Source organism: Meridianimaribacter sp. CL38 (genome assembly GCF_004328055.1).
GTDB classification, from domain to species: Bacteria; Bacteroidota; Bacteroidia; order Flavobacteriales; family Flavobacteriaceae; genus Gaetbulibacter_B; species Gaetbulibacter_B jejuensis.
Genome location: NZ_QKWS01000002.1, coordinates 19,313 through 45,720, shown reverse-complemented (window position 1 = coordinate 45,720; position 26,408 = coordinate 19,313). Strand labels below are relative to the sequence as shown.

Below are 26,408 nucleotides of genomic sequence, written 5' to 3'. Positions count from 1 at the left end.
AGTAACCCAATAACAATCTAAATCTATCTTGAATAATTAGGAGCTTCTTTAGTAATAGTGACATCATGCGGATGACTTTCGTTGATTCCACTAGCTGTGATTTTTACAAACTGTCCAGTTTCTTTAAGTGATTCAATATCTTTGGCACCACAATAACCCATTCCAGCACGTAATCCGCCAATAAACTGATGGATACTTTCTACCAATTCGCCTTTGTATGGCACACGACCTACAATACCTTCTGGTACTAGCTTCTTGATGTCATCTTCTACATCTTGGAAATAACGGTCTTTACTACCTTGTTTCATGGCTTCAACCGATCCCATTCCACGATACGATTTAAATTTTCTTCCTTCGTAAATAATGGTTTCACCTGGAGATTCTTTAGTTCCTGCTAAAAGCGATCCTAACATTACACTATCAGCTCCTGCTGCAATGGCTTTAGGGATATCACCTGTGTAACGAATACCACCATCAGCAATTACTGGTACTCCACTACCCTTTATTGCTGCAGCAACTTCTAATACTGCTGAAAATTGAGGAAAACCTACACCTGCAACTACACGTGTTGTACATATTGACCCTGGACCAATACCTACTTTTACAGCATCAGCTCCTGCCTCTACTAAGTACTTTGCAGCTGCAGCAGTAGCTATATTACCTACTACTACATCCAATTCAGGGTATTTAGTTTTTACTTCTTTTAGCACTGAAACCACACCTTTGGTATGTCCATGAGCTGTATCAATAATAACAGCATCAACACCTGCACTTACTAGAGCAGATACTCTATCTAGAGCATCTCCTGTAACACCAACAGCAGCAGCAACACGTAATCTTCCGTATTTATCTTTATTAGCAATAGGTTTTTGGGTGAGTTTAGTAATATCTCTAAATGTTATTAACCCAATAAGTTTATAGTTATCATCAACTACAGGTAATTTTTCAATTTTATTGTCTTGTAAAATAACTTCAGCATCCATTAAAGATGTGCCTTCACCAGCAGTTACCAAGTTTTCAGAAGTCATTACTTCAACAATGGCTCTGTCATTGTCTTTTTCAAATCTTAAATCACGATTGGTAACAATTCCTTTTAATGTTCCGTTTTCATCAACAATAGGAATTCCGCCAATACTGTGCTCTGCCATATTTTGCTTAGCATCAATTACTTTGGCAGTAAGCGGTAAAGTTACAGGGTCTATAATCATACCACTTTCGGCACGTTTTACACGCCTTACCTTTATAGCCTGCTCCTCAATGGTCATGTTTTTATGCAATACACCAATACCTCCTTCTCTAGCAATGGCAATAGCCATTCTACTTTCGGTAACGGTATCCATAGCTGCAGAAACTATAGGAACGTTAAGTGTAATGTTACGCGTGAATTTCGTTTGGATGTTAACCTCTCTTGGTAATACTTCGGAATAGGCTGGGACTAAAAGTACGTCGTCATAAGTTAATCCTTCTCCTAGTATCTTATTTTGATGTGCTGTCATGTTGCAATTAAAATTAATTGCGCGTAAAGGTACGATTTATATATGAAATTACACTTAAATTTTAATATTAAAAGTATTATTTCTGATATAATTTACGAGCTATTTCATAAGCTAACTCTAGAAGAGTATTCAATTGAAATTTATTTTTAATTATTCTAAATAAAATTTGATAAACTAAAAATGAGTAGTAATTTTGCAGGCTGAAAACCAAATTATACTTAATCAGTCTAAATAAGTGAAAACTAAGTTATTATTACTTTTATTAATAGTTACAAGCAGTTTAACTGCACAAAATGCTATTGATAGTACAAAAACTAACCTAGATTCTATTCAAAGTCTAGAAGAAATTTTAATTAAAACTAATGTTATTTTTGGGAATAAATATTTAGCTAAAAACCGTACAGGTTCTGCTTATTATATTTCCCCATCTGAATTAAAAAAACTGGGTTATACAGATATTAACCGTGTTTTAAAAACCGTTCCTGGTGTTACTATTGTAGAAGAAGATGGTTTTGGACTACGTCCAAATATTAGTTTAAGAGGAACTTCTGCAGAGCGCAGTGCTAAAATTAGTTTAATGGAAGACGGAGTACTAATAGCTCCTGCTCCTTACAGCGCATCAGCTGCTTATTACTTTCCTTCTGTAGGACGTATGGAAGCTGTTGAAATTTTAAAAGGTAGTAGTCAAGTACAATATGGTCCATTTACAACTGGTGGTGCTATAAACATGGTCTCTACACAAATACCTGATAGTTTTTCTGGACGAATAAAAGCCTCTTATGGTAGTTTTAATAGTGGTCAAATATATGCAACTGTAGGAGATAGCCATGAAAACTTTGGGTACAATATTGAGTATTTAAATTTTAATTCTGATGGTTTTAAAAACTTATTAAACGACCTTAACACAGGATTCGATAAAAACGATGTTGTTGCAAAATTCCGACTAAACACAGACAAAGAAGCAAAGATCCAACAAAGCTTTGAAACTAAATTTCAGTTTGCTGATGAAGTATCAAATGAAACCTATTTAGGGTTAACAGATGCTGATTTTAATAATAATCCTTTTGATAGATACGCAAGTTCTCAAGAGGATAAAATGACCAATGAGCATATTCAACTGTTATTAACTCACAATATTGAATTTTCTAAAAAATTTGCTATAACCACCAATGGGTATTTTAATAGATTTGAAAGAAACTGGTATAAATTAAACGATATTACCGCTAATGGTGATAATGTAAGTATTGCTAACATTGTATCTAACCCTGAATTATATCCTACACATTTTAATTACATGACAGGTTTAGAAAATGCACCAGAAGATGCATTAACAGTCAAAGCTAACAATCGTAAATATATTTCAAAAGGTGTACAAACTAAATTAGATTATCATTTTTATGGAGAAAACACTTTTCATGATATTGAGTTAGGATTAAGATACCACTACGATGAAGAAGATCGTTTTCAATGGAAAGATTACTATAACATTGTAGACAATACTATGCAATTAACTACTAAAGGTATACCAGGAACAGATGCAAACAGAATTAGTAGTGCTAAAGCTTTTGCCTCTTACGTTATGTATAAATTTAAGTATAAAAACTTAACATTAACACCAGGTTTGCGTTATGAAAACATTGTACTTAAGCGTGAAAACTATGGTACAAACGACGTAAACAGAACAGGAAGTGATTTATCAATTAGAGAAAATAAGGTAGATATTTTTATTCCTGGGATTGGTTTTAACTATAAATTCAATAATAACTATTCTGTTTTTGGTGGTGTACATAAAGGGTTTTCACCTCCTGGAAATGAAGACGGACAAAAACCTGAAGAAAGTATCAACTATGAGTTAGGAACCAGATTTAACTATAATGGTATACAAGGAGAAGTTGTTGCGTTTTACAACGATTACAGTAACTTATTAGGAAGTGATCTTGCTGCAAGTGGTGGCACTGGAAGTCTAGATGTATTTAATGCAGGAAAAGTGGCTGTAAAAGGTATTGAAGTGCTGCTAAACTATGATGTTTTAAAAAGCAATACAGCCTTTGATTTACCAATTACTATAGGTTACACTTTTACAGATACTGAATTTTTAAATAGCTTCGGTAGTGATGATGGTATTTGGGGAACAGTTACTGAAGGCGACGAAATACCTTACATAGCAAAACACCAATTAAATGCAAGTGTTGGTTTTGATCATAAAAAATACTCAATTAACTTAAACGGTAGATATAATGGAGAGTTTAGAACAGTTTCTGGTAGCGGATTTATACCTGAAAACCAAAAGGTTGACTCTGCTATTGTTTTAGATCTTGCTGGTCGCTATAATATTACTTCTAAGTTAAGTACAACATTAAACATTATTAACCTATTAGATAACGAGTATGCAGTATCAAGAGTACCTGCAGGATTAAGACCTGGTCATCCTTTTGGAGTGTATGCTGGTTTAGAATTTCAGTTTTAATCTAGACAAAACAATAAATAAAGAAAAGAGTTTGTATTATTTACAAACTCTTTTTTATTAATGATAAAAATTAAAAATTTTACTCGCTTCGTTATAAGCACTTTCAAAACTCATAGCGTTAAGGTCGCTACTTTTTTGAGATGTAAAGTAAGATAATAGCTTTTCAGTAGGCATATTACCCGTAAGTTCATCTTTAGCCATAGGACAACCACCAAAACCTTGTATAGCTCCATCAAAACGTCTGCAACCTGCTTTATATGCTGCATCTACTTTTTCGAACCATGTAGTTGGTGTAGTATGTAAATGTGCCCCAAACTCTACATGAGGATATTTAGGAATAAGGTTGGAAAATAAATAATCAATACTTTCAGGATTAGAGGTTCCTACAGTATCACTTAACGAAAGAATCTTCACTCCCATTGCTGCAAGTTTTTCGGTCCATTCACCAACAATATCCACATTCCAAGGGTCTCCATAAGGGTTACCAAATCCCATAGAAATATAGACAACCACTTCTTTGTTTGACTTATCTGCTATTTCTAGTATTTCATTTAAGGTCACTACAGATTCTGCAATGGTTTTATGCGTGTTTCGCATTTGGAAGTTTTCAGAGATTGAAAACGGATAGCCTAAATAGTTAATTTCCTTGTGCTGTGAAGCATCATTTGCACCTCTTGTATTTGCAATAATTGCCAACAACTTGCTAGTCGTTTTACTTAAATCTAATTGCGAAAGGACTTCGGCAGTATCCACCATTTGCGGAATAGCTTTAGGTGACACAAAGCTTCCAAAATCAATAGTATCAAAACCTACACGTAGTAAAGACTGAATGTACTGTACTTTCTTTTCGGTAGGAATAAATGCCTTAATACCTTGCATGGCATCTCTAGGGCATTCAATGATTTTTACTGGATTACTCATTAGCTTCAAAGATAGAAAAGAATATTGTCATCGAAAACGATTTCATAAAAATCTATTTTCAACAAACAGCTAATACTTTGTAAGTTATTAATATAAGTTTTCGACTTAACAAAAAATTATCATTTGCACGCTATGAAAAACTTTACTTTACTATTTCTTTTCCTCTGTTTTAACCCTCTTCTATTTTCGCAAACTACTGCTGTTTACGATGTTGTATTTAATAGTATATGGAATGAAGCCGATCATGGTACGTTTCCTAACAATCCACATTGGTCAAAACTTGTAGGTGTTAATCACAATGCTAACATTACATTTTTAGAACTTGGTGGTATTGCTTCACAAGGTATTGAAGACGTTGCTGAACTAGGTATTAATGATGCTTTTGAAGCAGAAGTACAAACAAGCATTACTAATGGTAATGCTCAACAGTATATTGATGGTGACCAACTTGCTACAGCTACAGGTAGTATTGAACTTTTAGGCTTACAGATAAGTGAAGATTATCCGTTGCTTACTTTGGTTTCAATGATTGCTCCTAGTCCTGATTGGATGATTGCAGTAAATGGTGTTAACTTAAGAGCAAGTGGTACTTGGGAAGAGTCAATAATTATAGACTTATACGTTTATGATGCTGGTACTGATAGCGGAATGAATTATTCATCACCAAATGCCGATATTACTCCTCATGTTCCTATAACAAGTCTATCTGGTGTAGCGCCTTTTAATACCGAAAAAGTAGGCACTTTAACCATTACGCTTCAACAAGTACTTGGCGTAAATGATATTGAAACGACTAATCACATCCAGCTCTTTCCTAATCCAGCAACTTCGGTAGTGCAAATCTCAACAGAAACAACTAGTCTATCAAAAGTAGTGTTTTATGACGTTCTTGGAAAAAAGGTTAAATCTTACAAAAACACCTCAAACAGTAAACAACTATATATTGATATCAATAGCTTAAAAACTGGTGTGTATCTTGTAAAATCGATTGCTAATGATGGCTCTAGCAACATCCAGCGACTACTTGTTAAGTAATGCTTTATTGATGTCTTTAATAAGTTTTGGTCCTTCGTAAATAAACCCTGTATAAAGCTGAACTAAATCTGCTCCAGCCTCTAGTTTATCAAGCGCATCTTGAGCTGTATGAATGCCTCCTACTCCAATTATTGGAAATGCTTTTTGGCTTTTTTCTGATAAGAAACGAATCACATCAGTAGAACGTTGCGTTAATGGCTTACCACTTAATCCGCCAACTTCTGTTTTATTATCAGACTGTAAACCTTCTCTAGAAATGGTTGTGTTGGTAGCAATAACACCATCTATTTTAGTTACTTTAACAATATCAATGATATCTAATAATTGCTCATCGGTTAAATCTGGAGCAATTTTTAATAAAATAGGTTTAGGATTTGCCTTTTTAGCATTTTGCAGTTTTAACTCTTGTAAAAGCTTAGTTAGAGGTTCTTTGTCTTGTAACGCTCTTAAATTAGGCGTGTTGGGAGAACTTACATTTACCACAAAATAATCGACATAATCATATAAAGCGTTAAAGCAGTATACGTAATCATCAGTTGCATTTTCGTTAGGTGTTACTTTATTTTTACCAATATTACCACCAATAAGCACACCTTTGTTTTTCTTTAATCGTGTTACAGCCTCTTCTACACCTCCATTATTAAAACCCATTCGGTTAATAATAGCGTTATCTTCTTTTAATCTGAATAATCGCTTTTTAGGGTTTCCTGGTTGCGGCTTAGGAGTTAGCGTTCCTATTTCAATAAACCCAAACCCTAAGTTACCCAATTCGTTAAACAGTTTAGCATCCTTATCAAAACCAGCAGCAAGACCAACGGGATTTTTAAATGTTAATCCAAATAATTGTCGCTCTAGCGATTTGTCTTTCACCAAGTATAAGCTTTTAAACAACGAAGGAACCAAAGGTATTTTGTTTAAAAATCGAATTAATGAAAACGTAAAGTGATGGATGCGTTCTGGGTCGAAACAGAATAGTAATGGACGAACAATGATCTTGTACATGAAATTATGTTTGCGCAAAAGTAATTTTAAATAAAAAAACCTACAATTCAAAAACCAAAAAAATTATAAATGTTATTTTTGAATAAAATAAAAAACATGATCGAAAAACAACATATTATTGACCGCTTTATAAGCTATGTAACCGTAGATACTGAGTCTGACCCAAACTCTGATACAACTCCAAGTACAGCTAAACAATGGGATTTAGCACATGCACTTGTAAAAGAACTTATAGCTATTGGACTTAAAGATGTTACCATAGACAACAACGCTTACATTATGGCAACCTTACCTAGCAATGTTGAACACGATGTACCAACAATTGGGTTTATATCGCATTTTGATACTTCACCAGATTTTACAGGAGCCAATGTAAAACCTCGTATTATTGAAAACTACGATGGTAAGGACATTGCTTTAAATGCAGAAGAAAACATTATTCTATCTCCTAGTTATTTTGAAGATCTGTTGCTTTACAAAGGTCAAACCCTAATCACTACTGATGGTACTACACTTTTAGGTGCTGATGATAAAGCAGGTATTACCGAAATTGTTTCGGCAATGGAATACCTTATTCAGCATCCTGAAATAAAACATGGCACGATTAAAATTGGGTTTACACCAGATGAAGAAATTGGTCGTGGTGCGCATAAGTTTGACGTTGAAAAATTTGGAGCAGATTGGGCTTACACTATGGATGGAAGTCAAATAGGTGAATTAGAGTATGAAAACTTTAATGCTGCAGGAGCAACTGTAAAAGTAAAAGGTAAAATTGTACATCCTGGTTATGCCAAAGGAAAAATGGTAAACTCCATGTATATCGCTACCGAATTTATTAATGCCTTACCACGATTAGAAACACCTGAACACACCGAAGGTTACCAAGGCTTTTTTCATTTACACTCTATACAAGGTGAAGTTGAAGATACTGTTTTAAAATACATTATTAGAGACCATGACAAAGCACACTTTGAAGCACGTAAAGAAGTGATGCAAAAACTTGCTTTTGATATCAATACCGAATATGGTAGAGAAGTTATTGACATTGACATTAAAGACCAATATTTCAACATGAAAGAAAAGGTTGAACCCGTAATGCATATTGTTGATATTGCTGAGGAAGCCATGAAACAACTTAACATTGAACCTTTGATAAAACCAATACGAGGTGGTACTGATGGGTCGCAGTTGAGTTATATGGGATTGCCTTGTCCAAACATTTTTGCTGGTGGACATAACTTTCATGGACGTTATGAGTATGTACCAGTTGAAAGCATGATAAAAGCAACCGAAGTAATTTGCAAGATTGCTGAATTGACTGCTGAAAAGTATAAGTAATTATTAGTTGTGAGCAATATGACTGACTCAAATAAATCAAAATTGACTAAAGAAGAGAAAATCAGAAAAATTCTTGATGAATAAAAAACAGCTAACAACAACATGTATAGTTCATTACCGGTTTTTTATTTGTTAAATAATTGCTAACCAACATTACGTATCCTTTACAAAAATTTGAGAAATGAAGGAAACCATTTCAAATAATAAGAAATCTTTAAATATTCTGAATAAATTAATTCTGAATGGATTTTATGACGGAAATATAAGTCCAAACAGAATAGAGTTTGAACGAAAAAAATTTCCTTCTATTCTATCTGTAAACCAATACAGAATAATTGGATTTCTGAACGATGAAAACAAATTTGAGTTGGGTTTTGACTTCAAATTTCCACTAAACATAGTTGTGAAAGTAGCACTTGGAATCGGAATTATTTTTTCAATAATATCTTTAATGTATGGAAATTGGGTTACACCAATACCATTGTTTGTTTTACCGTTTCTGATTATATATATTAATTTTAATTTAAAAAAGAGAAAAGAAATAAGTCTCTTAACTTCTAAGTTCTTGGAATTGTATAAATCTGAATATGAAACTTAATTAAACCATACACAAACTGTTATTACATACCCTACACTATGAAATTTAGTCGAATAATAGTTGTCTTTTTTATATGTTTATTTTTGTTTACTAGCTGTAAAAGTAAAATTATTCCGCTTTCAAAAACCTATTATGATAACACCAACAAAGTTGGAGTACTCTTTATAGCTGACTCTATTAGAGCAGAAATTATTGGAGACCAAAGTTTATTAGAAATGGCGTTAACTGGTACTAAACGGTTTAGAGCACCATTAGAACTAGTCGACAAAACAATTAACCCTATTAGCGACATTAAAAACATTTACTTTAACACTTACCAAGAAAAAGGAAAACCGATTAAAAAAATTGATTACGAGTTTAACACTGAAGATTTAGTTGAGTTTGAAAAACCAAAAAAATCTAAGAAGCAGTATTTTAATTATGATTTAAGATTTTTACAAAGTAAAGACATTGATGAACTTTTAATTGTAACTATTGAGTATGGACTTTTGGTAAACTACGATGGTATTTTTGAAGAAGAGAAACTAGGAAATTGTAGAATAGAATCTAAAATCATAAACCTAAAAGACAATTCTATTTTGTATAACAACTTTACGGTTTTTAATGTTGAAGTTATTGGTAATTGGAAAACACCACCCAACTATCCTAATTTAAAACATGCCATTCAATTAGCTATTAAACAAGCTATTGAAGAAGAGAAGAGAAAGTTTAACAACTAGATTAATAAAGTTATCGGCAACTAAACAACTAGGGTTAGTTATCACTAAATTTAAATTTTAGTATTATTAAAGTAAATTTAAACCTCTTTGAACATTAAACTAGTGAACAAAAAATTCAACATACCAGATTTTGCTAAATATCTAAATATAGACAACTCTAAAGATGAGGATGTTTTAATAATACTCTATGACGATAAAAGTAAAGTTCCTCTTAAGTCACAACCAGTAAAAATTGACTTTTACCTCTTGGCATTAAAACTGGACTTTGATAAAAACATGAACTATGGACAAACTGATTTTGATAATGCAGAGTCACTACTTTATTTTGATGCACCAAACAATTCTATAGAATGGGATTTAGAAAAACCTATGACAGGTTATAACATCTTAATCAGTTCTAATTATTTTGACAACTATGCAAAACGATATAGTTTTATGAATTATAACAGTCATGAAGCATTGTTTGTTAAAGACGAAGAAAAAGTAATTTTGTTAGACTTGTTTGAGAAAGCTTATACAGAATACAGTTCTGCACAATTTTCAAAAGAAATTATAACATCCTACGCTAATTTAATATTAACCTACATTGAAAAATATTACAAAAGACAGTTTGATACTCGAAGCTTACTTTATAATAATGTAGTTGAAGATTTTCGCGAAAATTTAGAGTCTTATTTTAACGATACCACAGATATTAAAAAACTACCAACAGTAAGTTATTTTGCGAAAAAAGCAAACCTTTCTTCAAACTATTTTGGAGATGTTATAAAGCATTTTACAGGTGAATCTGCACAAAATTATATTCAACACTATATTTTACAAATTGCTAAAACAAAATTAAAACAATCTTCATTATCTGTTAGCGAAATAGCTTATAGCCTAGGCTTTGATTACCCAACATATTTCACCCGATTTTTTAAAAAAGAAGTAGGAGTTACACCAACTGTTTTTCGTAAACAGTAATTTGTTTCAGTCTTCAAGTAATCTGTTTAAGTGTCTGGAGGGCATGTGGCTATATCTTTGTTGTATTGTTAATCTAAAAATATAATACAATGGAAAATCAAGTAAATTTAGCAGGAAGCGAAAGAGCTTCTACACATACATCTAGAATGTCTAAAGAGCGAATGGAGAATGCTGTGAGACAGTTGAATGAAATTTCAGAAGCAGATTACGAAAAAGTATTAGGTTTAGCTAATGTTTGTAAACCTTTTAGAAGTGTTATTCATAAAACACCTGATGATTACGGAATGACAGATTGGGAAGACGTTTTTCTTCACGGTATTGATGGTGTACCATTAGATGGTTGGTACATTCCTGCAAAAGGAGGTGAAAGTGATAAACTAGTAATATTTAATCACGCGTTACCTATGTGTCGTTCTGGGTTTCAAGGTCATTTTGGATTGCCTTTTAGCGGATATGATAATGTTGAAATTGATTTTGTAATACAAATGAAACATTTAACTGATGCAGGATATAATGTTTTAGCTTATGATATTAGAAACCACGGAAGAAGTGGCTCATCAAACAATGGAGTAAGTGGTATTGGTCAATTAGAATGGAGAGATTGTGCAGGTGTGAAGCAATATGTAGATAATCATCCTAGATTAAGCAAAATGAAAGTGGCTTTATATAGCCAATGTATGGGTGGAAATTCGCAATACGAAGCCATTAGTCGTCGTCCAGATTTGTTTGAAAATGTAAAATGCATGGTAAGTCCTATGGTTGTTTCTATGAGAGCCATTTATGAAGCGTTTTCTGGATTGCAAGGTGTAAGTCAATATTTAGATTTAGTAGATTTTGAATTACTAAAAATGGGCGGATGGTTAATGGATGAAATGACACCACATACAGCAGCACCAAATGTAAAAATGCCAGTATTTATGATTCAAGTAAAAGACGACGCTTGGACTAAAAACCCTGAAGATGGCCAAAAAACATTTGACCTTTTAGGAAGTGAAGAAAAAGAACTTCACTGGATAGAGAATACACCTTTTAGATTTAAAGACGGTTATAACTATTTTGGTAGACATCCAGAGAAAGTTCTTGCTTTTTTAGATAAATACATGGGCTAAACAAATAGACAAAAACCCATTGTCTATAATGCAGATAAAAAGCGATTTGAGGATTAACTCAAGTCGCTTTTTCTTTAAAAAAAAGTTATATTGTTGTCAGAAAAATAGATTATAGTAATCTATTGCATTTCACACATAAAACATTTAAACCAAACTCATGAAAAAAACCATACTGTTTCTAGCTTTAATCATCAGTTTTTCAAGTTTTTCACAAAGCATGTGGAAAAAAGAAGCTGATAGATATAAACAAAATGGAATAAAAGAAGTTAAAATCTACTTGTTAGATCTTGAGCATCAAAATGAAAAAAGATTATGGGATTGGGAGCTTTATGACAAAAATGGACGTATGATTGAGAAAAAGCGATTTCAACCCAATGGATCCTTAGAATCTCATTTCAAGTTTGAATATCCTAATGATACATCACGAATTTTAATTTCATATAATTCCAAGGGAAAAGAAATTAAGCGAGTAGACCAAGAATTTGACTTATCTGGTGATAAAATCCCACAGAATCAATACAGTAAAAATGGTGCTTTTGAGTACGAATACAACAAAGCAGGTGACGTTACTAAAGTTTGGAGAGTTAAAGACAATCCTAAACGACTTCAAACTGAAAACATATATGATGAAAAAGGATTTTTAATTGAAAGCAAAAGCTTAGTGTTTACAGATAATCAAAAAAGCAATTACATATCCACAAGTACCTACTGTGTGGATAACACTGGAAATATTTCAAAAATAACTACCGAAGCCAATGGAACAATAACAAGTGTCGCTATTTATGAATATGTAAAACATAATAACTAAACTATGAAAAAAGTATCCTCAGTAGAAGAATATATAGAAGTCAATAGCCATTTTAGTGATGCCTTAACCTTATTGCGTGACCTTATAAATTCCACCCAACTCAATGAAAGTTTAAAATGGAGTGCTCCTGTGTATTCCCTAAACGGTAAAAATGTTGTGGGTTTAGGTGCTTTTAAACAGCACTTTGGTATTTGGTTTTTTAATGGTGTGTTTCTTAAAGATGAACAACAACTACTAGTTAATGCTCAAGAAAAAACAAAAGCTTTACGACAAATGCGTTTTGAGTCTATTGAAGATATTGACAAAGCTGCTGTATTAGCCTATGTAAAAGAAGCTATAGAAAACCAAAAGCTTGGTAAAGAATTAAAACCTGAACGTAAAGGTAAAACTGTGGTTATCCCAAAAGAACTAAGTACAGTTTTAAAAGCCAATGGTGAGCTTAACACTAGTTTTAAAGCTTTAACTCCTGGTAAACAACGAGAATACTGTGAGTATATTGAAAGTGCTAAAAGAGAAACTACCAAACAAACCCGATTAGACAAAATTACACCAATGATTTTAAAAGGTGTTGGCTTACATGATAAATATAAGAATTGCTAATTGGTGTTTGGTGTTTGGTGTTTAGTGTTTAGTGTTTAGTGTTTAGTGTTTATAATAAATACATAAAAAAACTCCGAAGGATTACTTCGGAGTTTTTTATTTTATACTGTTTAAGCAAGTTACTTAGTAGTTGCAGGAGTATTTAACTTTTTGCTCATTTCCATTGAAATGGCAGAACGTTCAAACTTTATTTTTCCTGCTAAGGTTTCAATGACACAGCTATTGTCTTTGTCGTTTAATTCAACAACTTTACCGTGCATACCACTTTTGGTAATAACCTTATCTCCTCTTTTTAATTCGCTTGCAAACTTTTTTTCCTGTTTAGCTCGTTTCATTTGAGGTGCAATCATAAAGAAATACACCACAACAAACATGGCTATAAAAGGTAAAAAACCAGAAATTCCTTCCATTAATTATTAGTTTACTTGCTTAATACTTGCACTACCTGCTGCTTTTTGAGGAGCGTTTGGATCTGGCTCAATAAAAGCTTTAATTTTAACTTGCTCTGAACCTTTTTCAGTATTTGTAGTTAAAGTAATAGTTTTAGTGATTTGGTTTTTTCCTTTACCATTGAATTTTACAGTAAATTCAGATGACTCACCTGGAGCTAAAGGTTCTCTACTCCAATCTTGAGGTACAGTACATCCACAAGTACTTTTAATGTTACTAACTACTAATGGTGCTTTACCTGTATTAGTATATTTAAATTTTGTTTCAACTGGAGTTCCATCAACTATGGTTCCAAAATCGTGTTCTGCTTCTTCAAAAGAAATCACTGGAAGTTCACCAGCAACTGCATCTCTTTCAGCAGCTTGAGCTACATTTTCAGATTTCACTTTGCTTGCTGCATCTTCCTTACATGAAGTAAAAGCTACCATACATAATGCGCTTAAACTTAAGATCACTTTTTTCATAGGGTTAAATTTTTAAGAATTATTATTTAAATGTTTTACATTTTTCAGCAGATAAAGGTACTAATAATTTCTTATTACATCAATCCTCTGCCTATTTTATTTAGTTTCCCGTCGGTTTTGTATTCTTTAACAATTTTGTCTAAAACACCATTTATAAAGATGCTACTCTTAGGTGTTGAGTACTCTTTAGCAATCTCTAAATACTCATTTATAGTTACTTTAACTGGAATAGATGGAAACTTTTGAAACTCACAAATTGCCATTCTTAACAATACCGAATCTAAACTCGCGATACGCTCAGCATCCCAGTTTTTGGTTTTGTTTGCTATTTCATCGTTATAAACAGTAGTATTTAAAACGGTTTTTTTGTACAACTCTGTAGCAAAATCTTTATCGTCTAAATCTTTGTACAAGCTTGGTGTAAAGAATGCTTCTGGAGCATCTGGCTTACATTTTTTAAGCAACTTTAATATGCTAGTGTTTACTATTGGTAAATCATCTACCCAAGTTAACTTTTTGTCTTCAAAGTAATCAAATAGCTTTTCGTTAGGCGCTATGATTTCAGTAAACAAATCAACTATTACAGCTTTATCTTCATTAAAACTAGAAGTTTTAGTAGCCATATAGTCTTTGTAGATTTTACTTTCTAAAATAGCTTTAAAAATGATTTCGATGTACTCAAAATCTAAATACCAATAGTTCAGTTTACGATTTTCTAGTTCGTCCTTTAGGGTTTCGTTGTCTCTTAAAGCACAAAGTATACTATTGTTTACAAACTTTGAATTAGGATTTTTTTCTTCATGTGTAGCTAAAAACTTCTTTTGTGTTTTGTCTAAGTGGTCTTCAGCTCTTTTTTGAACTTCAATGAGTAATGATAGAATAGCTAAGTACAAATCGTACATACTATCTAAACTTTGAAGCAGGAATTTTTCATCTTTTTTGAGGTCAGAGTTTTCTGAACCATTAAATGCATAAATGGTTTGCATGACCTTGATACGAATATGTCTTCTGTTAAGCATATTATAAAGAACGTTAAAATTAAGAGGCGAAAAGCTTTACCTTTTCGCCTCACAAAAATAGTATTATTTATTCATTACCGAAACTAAATGCTGGTAACTGTTAAATTATTTTGCGTTTTCTCTTTTTCTAGTCTCGATACGCTCTTGAGCGATATCTAAAGCAGCTCTGTTGGTTGTGATACCATCGTGTTCTGCTTTTTTAAGAATCTCTAAAGTAGTATTGTAGATATTCTCTGTTTTACGCATAATTTCTGGTTTTCCGTAGTTTTCCAATTCTGCGTAAACATTAATAATTCCACCAGCATTAATTAAGAAATCAGGAGCGTACACAATACCTCTTTCTTGAAGTATTTTACCATGAACCTCTTCAATCTCTAATTGGTTGTTTGCTGCTCCTGCAATTACTTTAGCTTGTAATTTATGAATAGTATCATTGTTTATAGTAGCTCCTAAAGCACAAGGTGCATAAATATCCATAGCTTCACTATACAAATCGTTACCGTTGTAAATAGTTACACCATATCTGTCTCTAATACTTTCTAAACGCTCTTTACTAATATCACTAATAGTTACGTTAGCTCCTTCGTTAACCAAATGCTCTACTAAAGCTTCACCAACATTCCCAATTCCTTGTACAAAGATGGTTTTGTCTTCTAAAACATCTGAACCAAACTTAAACTTGGCAGCTGCTTTCATTCCCATAAATACACCATAAGCTGTAATTGGTGATGGGTTACCTGCTCCTCCAATACTTTCAGAAATTCCAGTTACGTAAGGTGTTACTTCTCTTACTGTATCCATGTCTGAAGTTTCCATACCTACATCTTCAGCAGTAATATAACGACCACTTAAAGAGTGAACAAACTCACCAAACTTTTTCATAAGTTCAGGAGTTTTTTGGGTTTTAGCATCTCCAATAATTACTGCTTTTCCACCACCTAGGTTTAAACCTGTAATTGCCGATTTAAAGGTCATACCTCTAGACAATCTCAACACATCGTTAAGTGCTTCCCACTCGTTGTTATAATTCCACATTCTAGTTCCACCAAGTGCTGGACCTAAAACTGTGTTATGAATTCCAATTATTGCTTTTAAACCAGTATCTTTGTCGTTGCAAAACACAACTTGCTCGTGATTGTCAAAAGATACTTGACCAAAAACAGGATCAACCTTTGAAAGTTCTTTAGAACTTATGACGTCTGATATCATTATATTTTTATTAATTTTATAGCTTTTTTAGTTTGTCTAAAAACAGCGTGCAAAAATAACTTAATATTAAAGTATTCGCAAAATTATCCGACTAAAATTACATGGTAACGATTATTAAATCTTTGCAATCCTTAAATGAAAGAATTACAACATCTCAATAAATACTTTTACAAATACAGATACAAACTTCTATCAGGAGTTATAATTACTATAGTTGCTCGTATCTTTCTATTGTTTACACCAGAGCTTGTAGGTTCATCGGTTGATGTTATTGATGAATACCGAAAAGGTATTATTACTGATATGGCTGTTGTAAAACGAGAACTTCTCATCAACATTCTTTACATTGTTGGTGCTGCGGTTATTGGAGGCATTTTTACGTTTTTAATGCGACAAACCATTATCAATGTATCAAGATATATTGAGTTTGATTTAAAAAACGAAGTTTATCAACAATATCAACGTCTGTCGTTAGACTTTTATAAATCCAACAGAACAGGCGACCTTATGAGTCGCATAAGTGAAGATGTTGGTAAAGCTCGCGAATATGCTGGACCAGCAATTATGTATAGCATCAACACGCTAACATTATTTGTTATTGCATTGTTTTTAATGTTTAAGTCTGCACCATTACTAACACTATATACTATTATTCCACTACCAGTTTTATCCTACCTCATTTATGTTTTAAGTAAAACCATACATAAACGTAGTACAATTGTACAAGTATGGCTTTCAAAATTATCAACCTTTACACAGGAATCGTTTAGTGGTGTTAGTGTTATAAAGTCGTATGGTATTGAAGAGCAAGTAAATGCTGATTTTGACACCTTATCTACCGAAAGTAGAGAGAAAAACATAAACCTTACCAAGGTACAAGCGTTGTTTTTTCCTTTAATGATTTTTTTAATTGGATTAAGTAACATCATTGTAATTTATATTGGAGGTAAACAATATATCGATGGAGAAATTGAAAGTTTAGGTGTCATCGCTAAATTTATTATATATGTAAACCTTCTTACTTGGCCTGTTGCAACTGTAGGTTGGGTAACTTCGGTAGTACAACGTGCTGAAGCTTCTCAAAAACGTATAAATGAGTTTTTAAAGCAAGAACCAACCATAAAAAACAAAACACAAGAGCATACTACTGTTGAAGGTAATATTGAATTCAGTAATGTATCTTTCACGTATCCTGACACTAATATTGAAGCATTAAAAGGCATTAGTTTTTCGCTCAAAAAAGGTGAAACTCTTGCTATACTTGGTAAAACAGGATCAGGAAAATCAACTGTTTTAGACCTTATTGGTCGTTTGTATGACATCAATCAAGGTAGTATTACTATTGATGACAAACCTATTGATATGCTCAATCTTAATGATTTAAGAAATAGTATAGGTTACGTGCCACAAGATGCTTTTTTATTTTCTGATACCATTAAAAACAATATTATGTTTGGTAAAGAAAATGCTACTGACGAAGACGTTATTAATGCTGCAAAAAATGCTGATGTACACAAAAACATTAAAAAGTTTAGCAAAGGATACGATACAGTTTTAGGCGAAAGAGGTATAACGCTTTCTGGTGGTCAAAAACAACGTGTTTCTATTGCTAGAGCTATTATAAAATCTCCAAAAATATTATTGTTTGATGATTGCTTATCTGCTGTAGATACTGAAACTGAAGAGAAAATACTTAAAAATCTTAGTAAAGTTTCAGAAGGTAAAACCACAATTATAGTAAGCCATAGAATTTCTTCAGCTAAAAACGCTGATAAAGTTATTGTCTTAGACGATGGTAAAATTATTCAATCTGGCTCACATGAAACACTCTTAAACTCTGACGGTTACTACAAAGAGCTCTATTTAAAGCAGCTTACAGAAAAAGAAATATCATAATTTGTTGGTTACTATTCTTTTTTTTTAGATTTTTGAAACGTTAACATAACTAATTTATTAATTTAAAATCTATGAGTGACCACGGAATGATGGAAAAAGAAGAAATTTTTTCTAAAGTATTAAGAGCAGGAAGACGTACTTATTTTTTTGATGTGAGAGCTACTAAAGCAGGAGATTACTACTTAACAATAACTGAGAGTAAAAAATTCACTAATGACGACGGTTCTTTTCACTACAAAAAACACAAAATCTATTTATACAAAGAAGATTTTGCTGAGTTCAATGAAATATTAAATGAAATGACCTCATACATCATCGACGAAAAAGGGGATGAAGTTATAAGCGAGCGTCATCAAAAAGATTTCAAAAAAGACGATTACAGCAATGCTGATATTGAAGAAGGTGGAGAAACTATAAATGTTTCTAAATCTACAGAAAGCTTTACAGATGTAAACTTTGAAGATATATAAACACAACATCTTTTGTTAAAATACATTAAACCGTTACTAATACAGTAGCGGTTTTTTTATATTTATACACTAACACAATCCTTATGAAATTTTTATACTCACTACTCTTTTTTGTTTTAGCATTTAACCTACAAGCACAAACCAATTTAGACTATTATTTACCACAAAACACAACTTATAATCCTGATATACCTACACCACAATCAGTAATTGGACACGAGGTTGGCGAATGGCATGTAACACATGATAAACTTGTGCAGTACATGTATGCTTTAGCAGAAGCTTCAAATAGAGTAAGTGTAGAAAATAGAGGTTCGACTTATGAAGACAGACCTTTACTCCTACTTACTATAACTTCTCCTGAAAATCATAGTAATCTTTCAGAAATACAGAACGCTCATATTGCAGCTACTGAAAGTAACACTGTAAGTACTGCAAACAGACCAATAGTAGTATATCAAGGGTTTTCAATACATGGTAACGAACCAAGTGGTTCTAACGCAGCACTTTTGGTTGCTTACTATCTTGCTGCTGCTGAAAGTGATGCTGTAAAACAGTTTTTAGATGAAAGTGTTATTTTGCTTGATCCTGCTTTTAATCCTGATGGTTTACAACGTTTTGCCTATTGGGCAAATACCAATAGAGGTAAAAACTTAAATCCAGACCCAAACGACAGAGAGTATCGCGAAGTATGGCCTGGTGGAAGAACCAACCACTATTGGTTTGACATGAACAGAGATTGGTTACCAGTTCAGTTACCAGAATCGAGAGCGCGAATTACTACATTTCATAAGTGGTTACCAAATATTTTAACTGACCATCATGAAATGGGAACTAACTCTACCTTCTTCTTTCAACCAGGAATCCCTTCGAGAACACATCCTTTAACACCTAAATTAAATCAAGAGCTTACCAAAAAAATTGGAAATTATCATGCTAAAGCTTTAGATAAAATAGGCTCATTATACTATACCGAAGAAAATTTTGATGATTTTTACTATGGAAAAGGATCAACTTTTCCTGATATAAATGGAGGAATTGGTATTTTGTTTGAACAAGCCAGTTCGCGAGGACATATACAAGAAAGTGCTAACGGATTGTTGACCTTTCCGTTTACTATAAGAAATCAATTTACTGCTGCTTTATCTACTCTAGAAGCTGCTGAAAGTATGCGAGAAGAATTATTGACCTATCAGCATAATTTTTATAAAAACGCACGAGAAGAAGCTGCTAAAGAAAATGGTAAAGCCATTGTGTTTGGTGACGAAAAAGACGCTGCAAAAACTTATCATTTAGCTGAAATTTTAAAACGCCAAAACATAACTTTTTACGATATAAAATCTGATTTTAAAGCAGATGGAAAATCGTTTAAAAAAGGCTACAGTTATATTGTTCCTAAAAATCAAAAAAACACACGTTTGATTAATGCAATGTTTGAAAAGCGAACTACATTTACCGATAGCTTGTTTTATGATATTTCGGCATGGACATTTTCTTTAGCTTTTAATGTAGATTATGCTGAAAATGTTTCAACCTCACACTTAGGAGAAGAAGTTACTCAACTCACTATGAAACCAGGAAAGGTTACAGCTAAAAGCAGCTATGCTTATCTGATGCAATGGCATGAATACTATGCTCCAAAAGCACTTAACGCTATTTTAAAGTCTGGTATTAGAGCCAAAGTAGCTATGCAACCTTTTACATTACAAAACACTGATTATGATTATGGAACCATACTTATTCCTGTTCAAAATCAATCAAAAAATGCAAATGAGTTGTATTCGCTTTTAAATGAAATTGCCAAAGAAAGTCATATAACTATTGATGCTGTTTCAACAGGACTTACCGAGGGAATTGATTTAGGTAGTGGTAAATTTAGAACTTTGGAACAACCTAAAATAGCACTAATCGTTGGAGATGGTATCACTTCTTATGATGCTGGAGAATTGTGGCACTTATTTGACCAACGCTTTGATATGACTGTAACAAAACTAGACACAAGGTCTTTACAACGTACCAATCTTGATCGTTACAATACTATAATTTTACCAAGTGGATCTTTAAGTGGTGCTGATGCTAAAGCTTTAAAAACTTGGGTGGAAAATGGAGGAACTTTAATTGGTTACAGATATGCTTTACGTTGGTTGAACAACAACGAATTTTTAAAACTAAACTTTAAAACTGTAGAACGTACTGCAACAAACATTTCATTTGAAGAACGTAGTGATTATAATGGTGCTCAGGTTATTGGAGGAGCCATTTTTGAAACAAAACTAGATCGTTCGCATCCAGTGAATTTTGGTTATAAAAATGATAAGCTAGCTATGTTTAGAAATACGACGTTGTTTGTTTCAGCTGATAAACAGAGTTACAACAATCCTATTCAATACACAAAAAACCCTTTGTTGAGTGGTTATATTTCACAATCTAACCTAGATAGTTTATCGTTAACAGTTCCTTTTAAAGTACAGCGTTTAAGACGTGGCAATGTAGCTGTTTTTACAGACAACACTAATTTTAGAGCGTTTTGGTATGGTACAAATAAGCTGTTGTTAAATACCATCTTTTTTAGAGAGCAACTATAGTTTAACTGAAAAAAGGGCTATTCCTAAAACAAAGAGAAACCAAGATATTGCTAGTTTAAAACTCAACATTGATAATAAAACAACAACTATTACCATGTAAATTGGCACTAAAGTTATAGCAATAGCAAAACGAAAGGTGTCTATAAATTCTGCTTCTTTGATTTTTGGTTCTATTAAGAACTTCCAAATGAGGTAAGGTGGAAATAGATGAATAATTAAAAGCAGTTTAAAAAACGATTTAAATATTGAAAATCGGTTAGGTTTTGCTGGTTTACAATTTTCAAAATGACTAGCTATACAAGCATTAATGCTTGTAGGTTGCAAAAAGTCAACTTGCAAATCATTTAATGTCTTTATGTCGTTTTCGTAGTTTGCTTCTGGGATATGAGTGGTAAGCTCACAAAGCTGATTAAACACTTTGGCTTTTAGAGCTTTAGTGCTTTCATCTACACTTTTTATAACTTCAGAAGTCACTAAAATTGGAGTTCCAAAGTTTAATGATACACTGCTACCAAAACGTGTTGGATTGGAGTAATTAAAACCTACAGGCAGCATTTTAACTTGTAACTCAGGATTATGCTGTAACGCTTCAAAAACCATTCTAGTAAATCCTTTGCTCAAAGGTCTAACACGTCGTTTTAAGCTATGATTTCCTTCAGGAAAAACAGTAATGGCTTCTCCTTTATTCAATAAATTAGCACACATTGAAAAAACCGAATTGTTTTTAGAAATATTGCTCCAGCCATCTCTAACTCTATACACAGGAAGCATCAATAAGCTCTTTAAAATACTTGCAATCACTTTCCTTTTAAATACACTTGCTCGCGTTAAAAAGTATGAGAAACGTCCACTTTTTACAGCAATCAATAGTGCATCCAATAAGGCATTTTGATGGTTTCCCAAAAATAAAACAGCTCCATTTTTAGGCACATTTTCAGCATGTACAACTTTAATGGTCTTGAAATAAAAGAACAAGCCCAAACTTAAATAAGCTCTAACAATATGCAACCATAACGTTTTCAAACTGCTGTTGCTTTAGAAGGTTTGTAAGACCAAAAGAAGGCCAATAATAACCCTGAAACAATATGCCAAATTCCCCAGAAGGCTGCCATTATAGCCATACCTCCTAACCCACTAAAAAAAGTAAAGATGAGTAACAACCCTAACCCTGAGTTTTGGATTCCTGTTTCAATAGCAATTGTTTTTTGGTCTCTAAATGTTAGTCTAAACCCCTTGGCTATGAAAAATCCTAAAAGTATTGCTAGTAAATTATGTGCAATCCCAATGAGAAGCACGTAATGTATATAGTTATTAAAGACTTCTAGATTATTTGTAAAGGCAATAACCACAATTGCAGCAAATACAAGTATTGATATAGGTTTTAACAGTTTTGATAATCTATCAGCTAAGGCTTTATTCTTGTGCCTTAAAAACATTCCTAAGACTAAAGGTATTCCAAGAATTAACAAGACTAGTTTTACCAACTGAAATGGTTGTAGCTGAACACTTTTTAGTATTTCGGCAGTTGGCTGATATAAGTTTCCGTAGAGTTGAAAATTAATAGGTGTAATCAAAATAGCCATCAATGTTCCAAAAGCTGTTAAACTCACTGATAATGCAGTATTCCCATTAGCCAAATGCGTCATAAAGTTTGATATATTTCCTCCAGGACATGCAGCAACCATCATCATTCCTAAGGCAATACTGGGTTGTGGTTTTATGCAAATAATAATCAAAAATGTTAGTAATGGTAAAGCTACAAATTGTGACAATAGCCCAACCAATACTATTTTTGGCTGTTTTAACAAACGCTTAAAATCACTTACTGAAATGCCTAAAGCCACACCAAACATTACCACAGCTAAAGCTAGGTTTAAAACCCAAAGCTCATTACTATTAAATTGTATTTGTACGTCGTCTAGCTGCTTTATCATATTAGGCTACTGTTTCGCCATTTTTAACCTTTTGTTCTGGGTTTAACAAAATGACATCCTTTCCATTAACAGCTCCCAACAACAAACATTCACTCATAAAGTTTGCGATTTGCTTTTTTGGAAAGTTAACTACGGCTAGAATTTGTCGGTTAAGCAATTCCGATTTTGTATATAATGTTGTAATTTGTGCGGAAGACTTTTTAATACCCAAATCACCAAAATCAATGGTTAATTGGTATGCTGGTCGTCGTGCTTTAGGAAAATCATTAACCTCAATTATGGTTCCCACACGAATATCCACTTTGGAAAAGTCTTCAAAAGTTATTATAGTATTATCCATAGGTTAAAAATACGTTATAAAACTAAAATCACAAATAAATGGCAAGAACTCCATCAAATATGTTACCCTTAGGAACCAAAGCTCCAAATTTTAAATTACAAGATAGTGTAAGTGGTTTGCAAATGTCACTAGATGAATTAAAAGGTGTTAATGCTACTTTGATAATGTTTATATGCAACCACTGCCCTTTTGTAAAGCATGTAAATCCGCAATTATCTCAATTGGCAAAAGATTACATTTCTAAAGGTGTAAACTGTGTTGCCATTTCCAGTAATGATATTGAAAACTATCCACAAGACAGACCTGAACTTATGAGAAGTAATGCCATTGAGCAAGACTTTATTTTTCCATATTTATTTGACCAAACCCAAGCAGTCGCCAAAGCTTATGATGCTGCATGCACTCCAGATTTTTATGTATTTGACAAAGATTTAAAATTAGTTTACAGAGGACAACTAGACGACTCTAGACCAGGAAATGACATTGAAGTTACAGGAAGTGACATTAGAGCTGCTCTAGATGCGCTTTTAGCTCAAAAACCTATTAATGAGCTGCAAAAGCCAAGTATAGGCTGTAATATTAAGTGGAAGTAGTAGATAAAAAAACATAACAAAAAAAAGGCTATCAAAATATTGATAGCCTTTCGTCTTTCTCATAGCAATTTTAACCAAAAGTTAATCAAAGAAAGATTTAGTTTTTATATAGATATACTGAAGATGCAGCAGCCAAACTATTGTTTAAAACAGGAGCTATATTTCCTCCTGTACCAATATTATTAAATGCTAAAATACGTCCACCATTATTACCAGCTTCAGCAATATAAACTGTTTCTGTTTCACTATCATAAGCTACATCAACAGGGTTACCTAGCATTGTAGCACTTCCAGCAACTCTAATTTGTTGACTCATAGCCAATGTTCCTCCATTAGACACACCATTAAACTTAGATGTAAAGTTTTCAATAATATGAAACCCTCCATCATCTTGACCATTCATAGCCGAAGCAATATCAGTCATTACCATAGTATCTGTAGTAGCATCATAAGTTAAACCGTGTGTTCTTACAATACCTTCAATAACTACTCGCTTTGATGCTGATAACATAGCATCAGTAGTGTTAGATAAAAAGTTTGTAAATACTGCTAACTCACCTGTAGCATCAACTACAGCATATAAATCGTTGTTGTAAAATGTAATTCCCCAAAGTTTAAAATCGGTTGTAATTACATTTCTTAAAGTAAAACTACTTCCGTTTTTAGAATAGATATACAATCTACCATCAGGAGTGTTGGTGTCACCATCAACATCAGCATTATCAGCCACAACATAAAAATTTCCATTTACAGCAACCTCTCTAGGACTAGACATATCTTGAGTTCCCATAATATCTATACCTACTGAGGTTCCACTTGTAATAGTTGAAATATTAGTCACACCTTCTAATCCTAAATTAGAACGTGAAGCTTGAATAACTGCATCATCAGATTGGTCATAATAAATACCATCAGCCGCTACAGAAGTTGTAATAAGTGTTTTTGTAGTAACGTTGCTTCCATCGGTAACATCGTAAATGTTTATGTTTCCATCAGAATTATTTGAAGCCAATAAATATACTGACGTTTCCATTGGTGGATTACTATTGTCATCGTCATCACTACATGAGAAAACAAAAGTTGACAAAGCAGTGATTAAGACTACTAATTTTAATGAATTAAATCGTTTCATGTGTTTAAAATTTTATTGTTATTAGTATACCTACGTAATTTTATAAAGAGCGGTTTTAAAATTTTTAAAAAATTAAAGATTACATTTACTAAAGCTTAAAACTGATTGTATGCAACACACGATAGAAACATTTTATAAGGCATTCAATAACCTAGATGCAGAAACCATGGTGTCTTGTTACCACGACGATATTACTTTTGAAGATCCTGCTTTTGGAGTGTTACAAAAAAACAGAGCAAAAAACATGTGGCGAATGCTTTGTGCTTCACAAAAAGGGAAAGACTTTAAAATTGAATTTTCAAACATTGAAGCTAATGAGCAAACTGGTAAAGCGCATTGGGAAGCCTATTACACTTTTAGTAAAACAGGTAGAAAAGTACATAATAAAATTGATGCTGAGTTTGAATTTAAAGATGGAAAAATCATACGCCATATTGACACATTTAATCTTCATAAATGGTCACAGCAAGCTATGGGTTTTAAAGGCTTTTTACTGGGTGGTACTGGGTTTTTCAAAAAGAAACTACAACTGCAAACCAATAAATTGTTAGATAAATTTGAAAGTAATGTTAATTAAAAAAAAAGCTACTCCATTTACTGTGAAGTAGCTTTGAATTAATAGCAAAAACTGTTTCTTTTTAGGGACTTGAATAGTTTACTTTATGTTTCAGCTTGACTATTGCTTAGTTACATTCAAATTTTATGCCAAAACTAAGAGTATTCAGGCTTCTTACCTACTACACCTTTGTAAAAATTATGCATAAAATCAAAGTCAGCTTCCATATCATCAGAAGGATAAAACGGTTCTGAAATTCTATTCTCTTTCTTTCCAAAATCTAGTGTAAACATAATAATAGGTACTTTGGCTTCTTTAGCTATATAGTAAAAACCTGTTTTCCATTTATCTACTTTTTTTCTGGTACCTTCTGGAGCAAGAGTCATTCTAAACTCTTCTTTTTGAGCAAAAAGTTTTGCAATAGCTTCAACTTTATTTTCTTTAGTTTGTCTATCAATTGGAGCACCACCAATGGCTTTTAAGTACCAACCAACAGGACCAACAAACAATTCTTTTTTAGCTATAAAATTGGTTTTTATATTTAAAACCTTACGAAGTAAAACACCTATATAAAAATCATGCCAACTGGTATGAGGTACAGCAATAATAATTGCCTTTTTTACTGTATCTCTAGACATATTAACATTACCAACTACTTTCCAGCCAAGGAGTTTAAAATATATAAATTTGGCTAGCCAACGCAT

26 protein-coding genes are annotated in these 26,408 nt (G+C 32.6%); 14 read left to right on the top strand and 12 right to left on the bottom strand.

The features are described 5' to 3' along the window. Positions 1 to 23: 23 nt before the first annotated feature. Positions 24 to 1,496, bottom strand: coding sequence for an IMP dehydrogenase (guaB, locus tag DMZ43_RS05420; RefSeq protein WP_131506579.1), 1,473 nt, complete (start codon positions 1,494 to 1,496; stop codon positions 24 to 26). A 235-nt stretch (positions 1,497 to 1,731) separates the two neighbouring features. Here guaB and DMZ43_RS05415 point away from each other — a divergent pair, with 235 nt between their 5' ends. Further along, positions 1,732 to 3,963 carry a TonB-dependent receptor domain-containing protein gene (locus tag DMZ43_RS05415; protein WP_131506578.1) on the top strand — a complete coding sequence of 744 codons (2,232 nt, stop codon included), beginning with the start codon at positions 1,732 to 1,734 and terminating at the stop codon, positions 3,961 to 3,963. Between the two features lie 57 nt (positions 3,964 to 4,020). On the opposite strand, the gene DMZ43_RS05410 is transcribed toward DMZ43_RS05415, so the two are convergent. Further along, complete coding sequence (locus tag DMZ43_RS05410; RefSeq protein ID WP_131506577.1) at positions 4,021 to 4,884, bottom strand: hydroxymethylglutaryl-CoA lyase; 864 nt, start codon at positions 4,882 to 4,884, stop codon at positions 4,021 to 4,023. 132 nt (positions 4,885 to 5,016) lie between these two features. On the opposite strand from DMZ43_RS05410, the gene DMZ43_RS05405 reads away from it, so the two are divergent. Next, complete coding sequence (locus DMZ43_RS05405; protein WP_131506576.1) at positions 5,017 to 5,919, top strand: spondin domain-containing protein; 903 nt, start codon at positions 5,017 to 5,019, stop codon at positions 5,917 to 5,919. On the opposite strand, the gene DMZ43_RS05400 is transcribed toward DMZ43_RS05405, so the two are convergent. Beyond that, positions 5,905 to 6,921 (bottom strand): quinone-dependent dihydroorotate dehydrogenase, encoded by a 1,017-nt coding sequence (locus tag DMZ43_RS05400; RefSeq protein ID WP_131506575.1) that lies wholly within the window; start codon positions 6,919 to 6,921, stop codon positions 5,905 to 5,907. The two genes, DMZ43_RS05405 and DMZ43_RS05400, sit on opposite strands and share 15 nt — an antisense overlap. A 96-nt stretch (positions 6,922 to 7,017) precedes the next feature. Between DMZ43_RS05400 and pepT the strand changes: the two genes are divergently transcribed. From pepT to DMZ43_RS05365, 7 genes are all read left to right on the top strand, one after another. Beyond that, positions 7,018 to 8,259, top strand: coding sequence for a peptidase T (gene pepT / locus DMZ43_RS05395; protein ID WP_131506574.1), 1,242 nt, complete (start codon positions 7,018 to 7,020; stop codon positions 8,257 to 8,259). Between the two features lie 181 nt (positions 8,260 to 8,440). Then, positions 8,441 to 8,857 carry a hypothetical protein gene (locus DMZ43_RS05390; RefSeq protein WP_131506573.1) on the top strand — a complete coding sequence of 139 codons (417 nt, stop codon included), beginning with the start codon at positions 8,441 to 8,443 and terminating at the stop codon, positions 8,855 to 8,857. Between the two features lie 38 nt (positions 8,858 to 8,895). Then, positions 8,896 to 9,576 carry a hypothetical protein gene (locus DMZ43_RS05385; protein ID WP_131506572.1) on the top strand — a complete coding sequence of 227 codons (681 nt, stop codon included), beginning with the start codon at positions 8,896 to 8,898 and terminating at the stop codon, positions 9,574 to 9,576. A 102-nt stretch (positions 9,577 to 9,678) separates the two neighbouring features. Beyond that, positions 9,679 to 10,539 (top strand): AraC family transcriptional regulator, encoded by an 861-nt coding sequence (locus DMZ43_RS05380; protein ID WP_131506571.1) that lies wholly within the window; start codon positions 9,679 to 9,681, stop codon positions 10,537 to 10,539. Positions 10,540 to 10,628: 89 nt separating this feature from the next. Continuing rightward, a complete protein-coding gene (locus DMZ43_RS05375; RefSeq protein WP_131506570.1) occupies positions 10,629 to 11,648 on the top strand; it encodes a S9 family peptidase in 1,020 nt (339 codons plus the stop codon). A gap of 157 nt (positions 11,649 to 11,805) precedes the next feature. Then, complete coding sequence (locus DMZ43_RS05370; RefSeq protein ID WP_131506569.1) at positions 11,806 to 12,456, top strand: hypothetical protein; 651 nt, start codon at positions 11,806 to 11,808, stop codon at positions 12,454 to 12,456. 3 nt (positions 12,457 to 12,459) lie between these two features. Beyond that, complete coding sequence (locus DMZ43_RS05365; RefSeq protein ID WP_131506568.1) at positions 12,460 to 13,056, top strand: YdeI family protein; 597 nt, start codon at positions 12,460 to 12,462, stop codon at positions 13,054 to 13,056. Between the two features lie 119 nt (positions 13,057 to 13,175). Here the strand turns inward: DMZ43_RS05365 and yajC are convergent, their stop codons facing one another. The 4 genes from yajC to DMZ43_RS05345 all read right to left on the bottom strand — a co-directional run bounded on the left by yajC (position 13,176) and on the right by DMZ43_RS05345 (position 16,198). Continuing rightward, a complete protein-coding gene (yajC, locus tag DMZ43_RS05360; RefSeq protein WP_131506567.1) occupies positions 13,176 to 13,466 on the bottom strand; it encodes a preprotein translocase subunit YajC in 291 nt (96 codons plus the stop codon). 6 nt (positions 13,467 to 13,472) lie between these two features. Further along, positions 13,473 to 13,970, bottom strand: a complete 498-nt coding sequence (locus DMZ43_RS05355) for a DUF1573 domain-containing protein (protein WP_129761826.1) — start codon at positions 13,968 to 13,970, stop codon at positions 13,473 to 13,475. A gap of 74 nt (positions 13,971 to 14,044) precedes the next feature. Beyond that, complete coding sequence (gene nusB, locus DMZ43_RS05350) at positions 14,045 to 14,989, bottom strand: transcription antitermination factor NusB (protein ID WP_238155781.1); 945 nt, start codon at positions 14,987 to 14,989, stop codon at positions 14,045 to 14,047. Positions 14,990 to 15,094: 105 nt separating this feature from the next. Then, positions 15,095 to 16,198, bottom strand: coding sequence for a Glu/Leu/Phe/Val dehydrogenase (locus DMZ43_RS05345; RefSeq protein WP_131506566.1), 1,104 nt, complete (start codon positions 16,196 to 16,198; stop codon positions 15,095 to 15,097). A gap of 135 nt (positions 16,199 to 16,333) precedes the next feature. Here DMZ43_RS05345 and DMZ43_RS05340 point away from each other — a divergent pair, with 135 nt between their 5' ends. From DMZ43_RS05340 to DMZ43_RS05330, 3 genes are all read left to right on the top strand, one after another. Further along, the gene (locus tag DMZ43_RS05340) at positions 16,334 to 18,094 is read left to right on the top strand and encodes an ABC transporter ATP-binding protein (RefSeq protein WP_131506565.1); all 1,761 of its coding nucleotides are present in this window, start codon (positions 16,334 to 16,336) and stop codon (positions 18,092 to 18,094) included. Positions 18,095 to 18,165: 71 nt separating this feature from the next. Beyond that, positions 18,166 to 18,564 carry a PUR family DNA/RNA-binding protein gene (locus DMZ43_RS05335; protein WP_131506564.1) on the top strand — a complete coding sequence of 133 codons (399 nt, stop codon included), beginning with the start codon at positions 18,166 to 18,168 and terminating at the stop codon, positions 18,562 to 18,564. Positions 18,565 to 18,647: 83 nt separating this feature from the next. Then, positions 18,648 to 21,149, top strand: a complete 2,502-nt coding sequence (locus DMZ43_RS05330) for a M14 family metallopeptidase (RefSeq protein WP_131506563.1) — start codon at positions 18,648 to 18,650, stop codon at positions 21,147 to 21,149. Here DMZ43_RS05330 and DMZ43_RS05325 read toward each other — a convergent pair. Genes DMZ43_RS05325 through DMZ43_RS05315 form a run of 3 tightly spaced genes read right to left on the bottom strand, consistent with a single transcriptional unit; the run spans position 21,144 to position 23,423 of the window. Beyond that, entirely contained in the window at positions 21,144 to 22,172 is a 1,029-nt protein-coding gene (locus DMZ43_RS05325; protein WP_238155780.1) for a lysophospholipid acyltransferase family protein, read from the bottom strand. The genes DMZ43_RS05330 and DMZ43_RS05325 overlap by 6 nt on opposite strands. Further along, complete coding sequence (locus DMZ43_RS05320) at positions 22,169 to 23,083, bottom strand: bile acid:sodium symporter family protein (RefSeq protein WP_131506562.1); 915 nt, start codon at positions 23,081 to 23,083, stop codon at positions 22,169 to 22,171. Before DMZ43_RS05320 ends, DMZ43_RS05325 begins: the two co-directional genes overlap by 4 nt. A 1-nt stretch (position 23,084) precedes the next feature. Continuing rightward, positions 23,085 to 23,423 carry a tRNA-binding protein gene (locus DMZ43_RS05315; RefSeq protein WP_129761820.1) on the bottom strand — a complete coding sequence of 113 codons (339 nt, stop codon included), beginning with the start codon at positions 23,421 to 23,423 and terminating at the stop codon, positions 23,085 to 23,087. Between the two features lie 38 nt (positions 23,424 to 23,461). On the opposite strand from DMZ43_RS05315, the gene DMZ43_RS05310 reads away from it, so the two are divergent. Beyond that, positions 23,462 to 24,016 (top strand): thioredoxin family protein, encoded by a 555-nt coding sequence (locus DMZ43_RS05310; RefSeq protein WP_131506561.1) that lies wholly within the window; start codon positions 23,462 to 23,464, stop codon positions 24,014 to 24,016. 97 nt (positions 24,017 to 24,113) lie between these two features. Here the strand turns inward: DMZ43_RS05310 and DMZ43_RS05305 are convergent, their stop codons facing one another. Continuing rightward, complete coding sequence (locus DMZ43_RS05305) at positions 24,114 to 25,148, bottom strand: hypothetical protein (RefSeq protein ID WP_129761818.1); 1,035 nt, start codon at positions 25,146 to 25,148, stop codon at positions 24,114 to 24,116. A 109-nt stretch (positions 25,149 to 25,257) separates the two neighbouring features. Here DMZ43_RS05305 and DMZ43_RS05300 point away from each other — a divergent pair, with 109 nt between their 5' ends. Continuing rightward, positions 25,258 to 25,725, top strand: coding sequence for a nuclear transport factor 2 family protein (locus DMZ43_RS05300; protein WP_131506560.1), 468 nt, complete (start codon positions 25,258 to 25,260; stop codon positions 25,723 to 25,725). A 134-nt stretch (positions 25,726 to 25,859) separates the two neighbouring features. On the opposite strand, the gene DMZ43_RS05295 is transcribed toward DMZ43_RS05300, so the two are convergent. Continuing rightward, the gene (locus DMZ43_RS05295; RefSeq protein ID WP_131506559.1) at positions 25,860 to 26,408 is read right to left on the bottom strand and encodes a 1-acyl-sn-glycerol-3-phosphate acyltransferase; all 549 of its coding nucleotides are present in this window, start codon (positions 26,406 to 26,408) and stop codon (positions 25,860 to 25,862) included.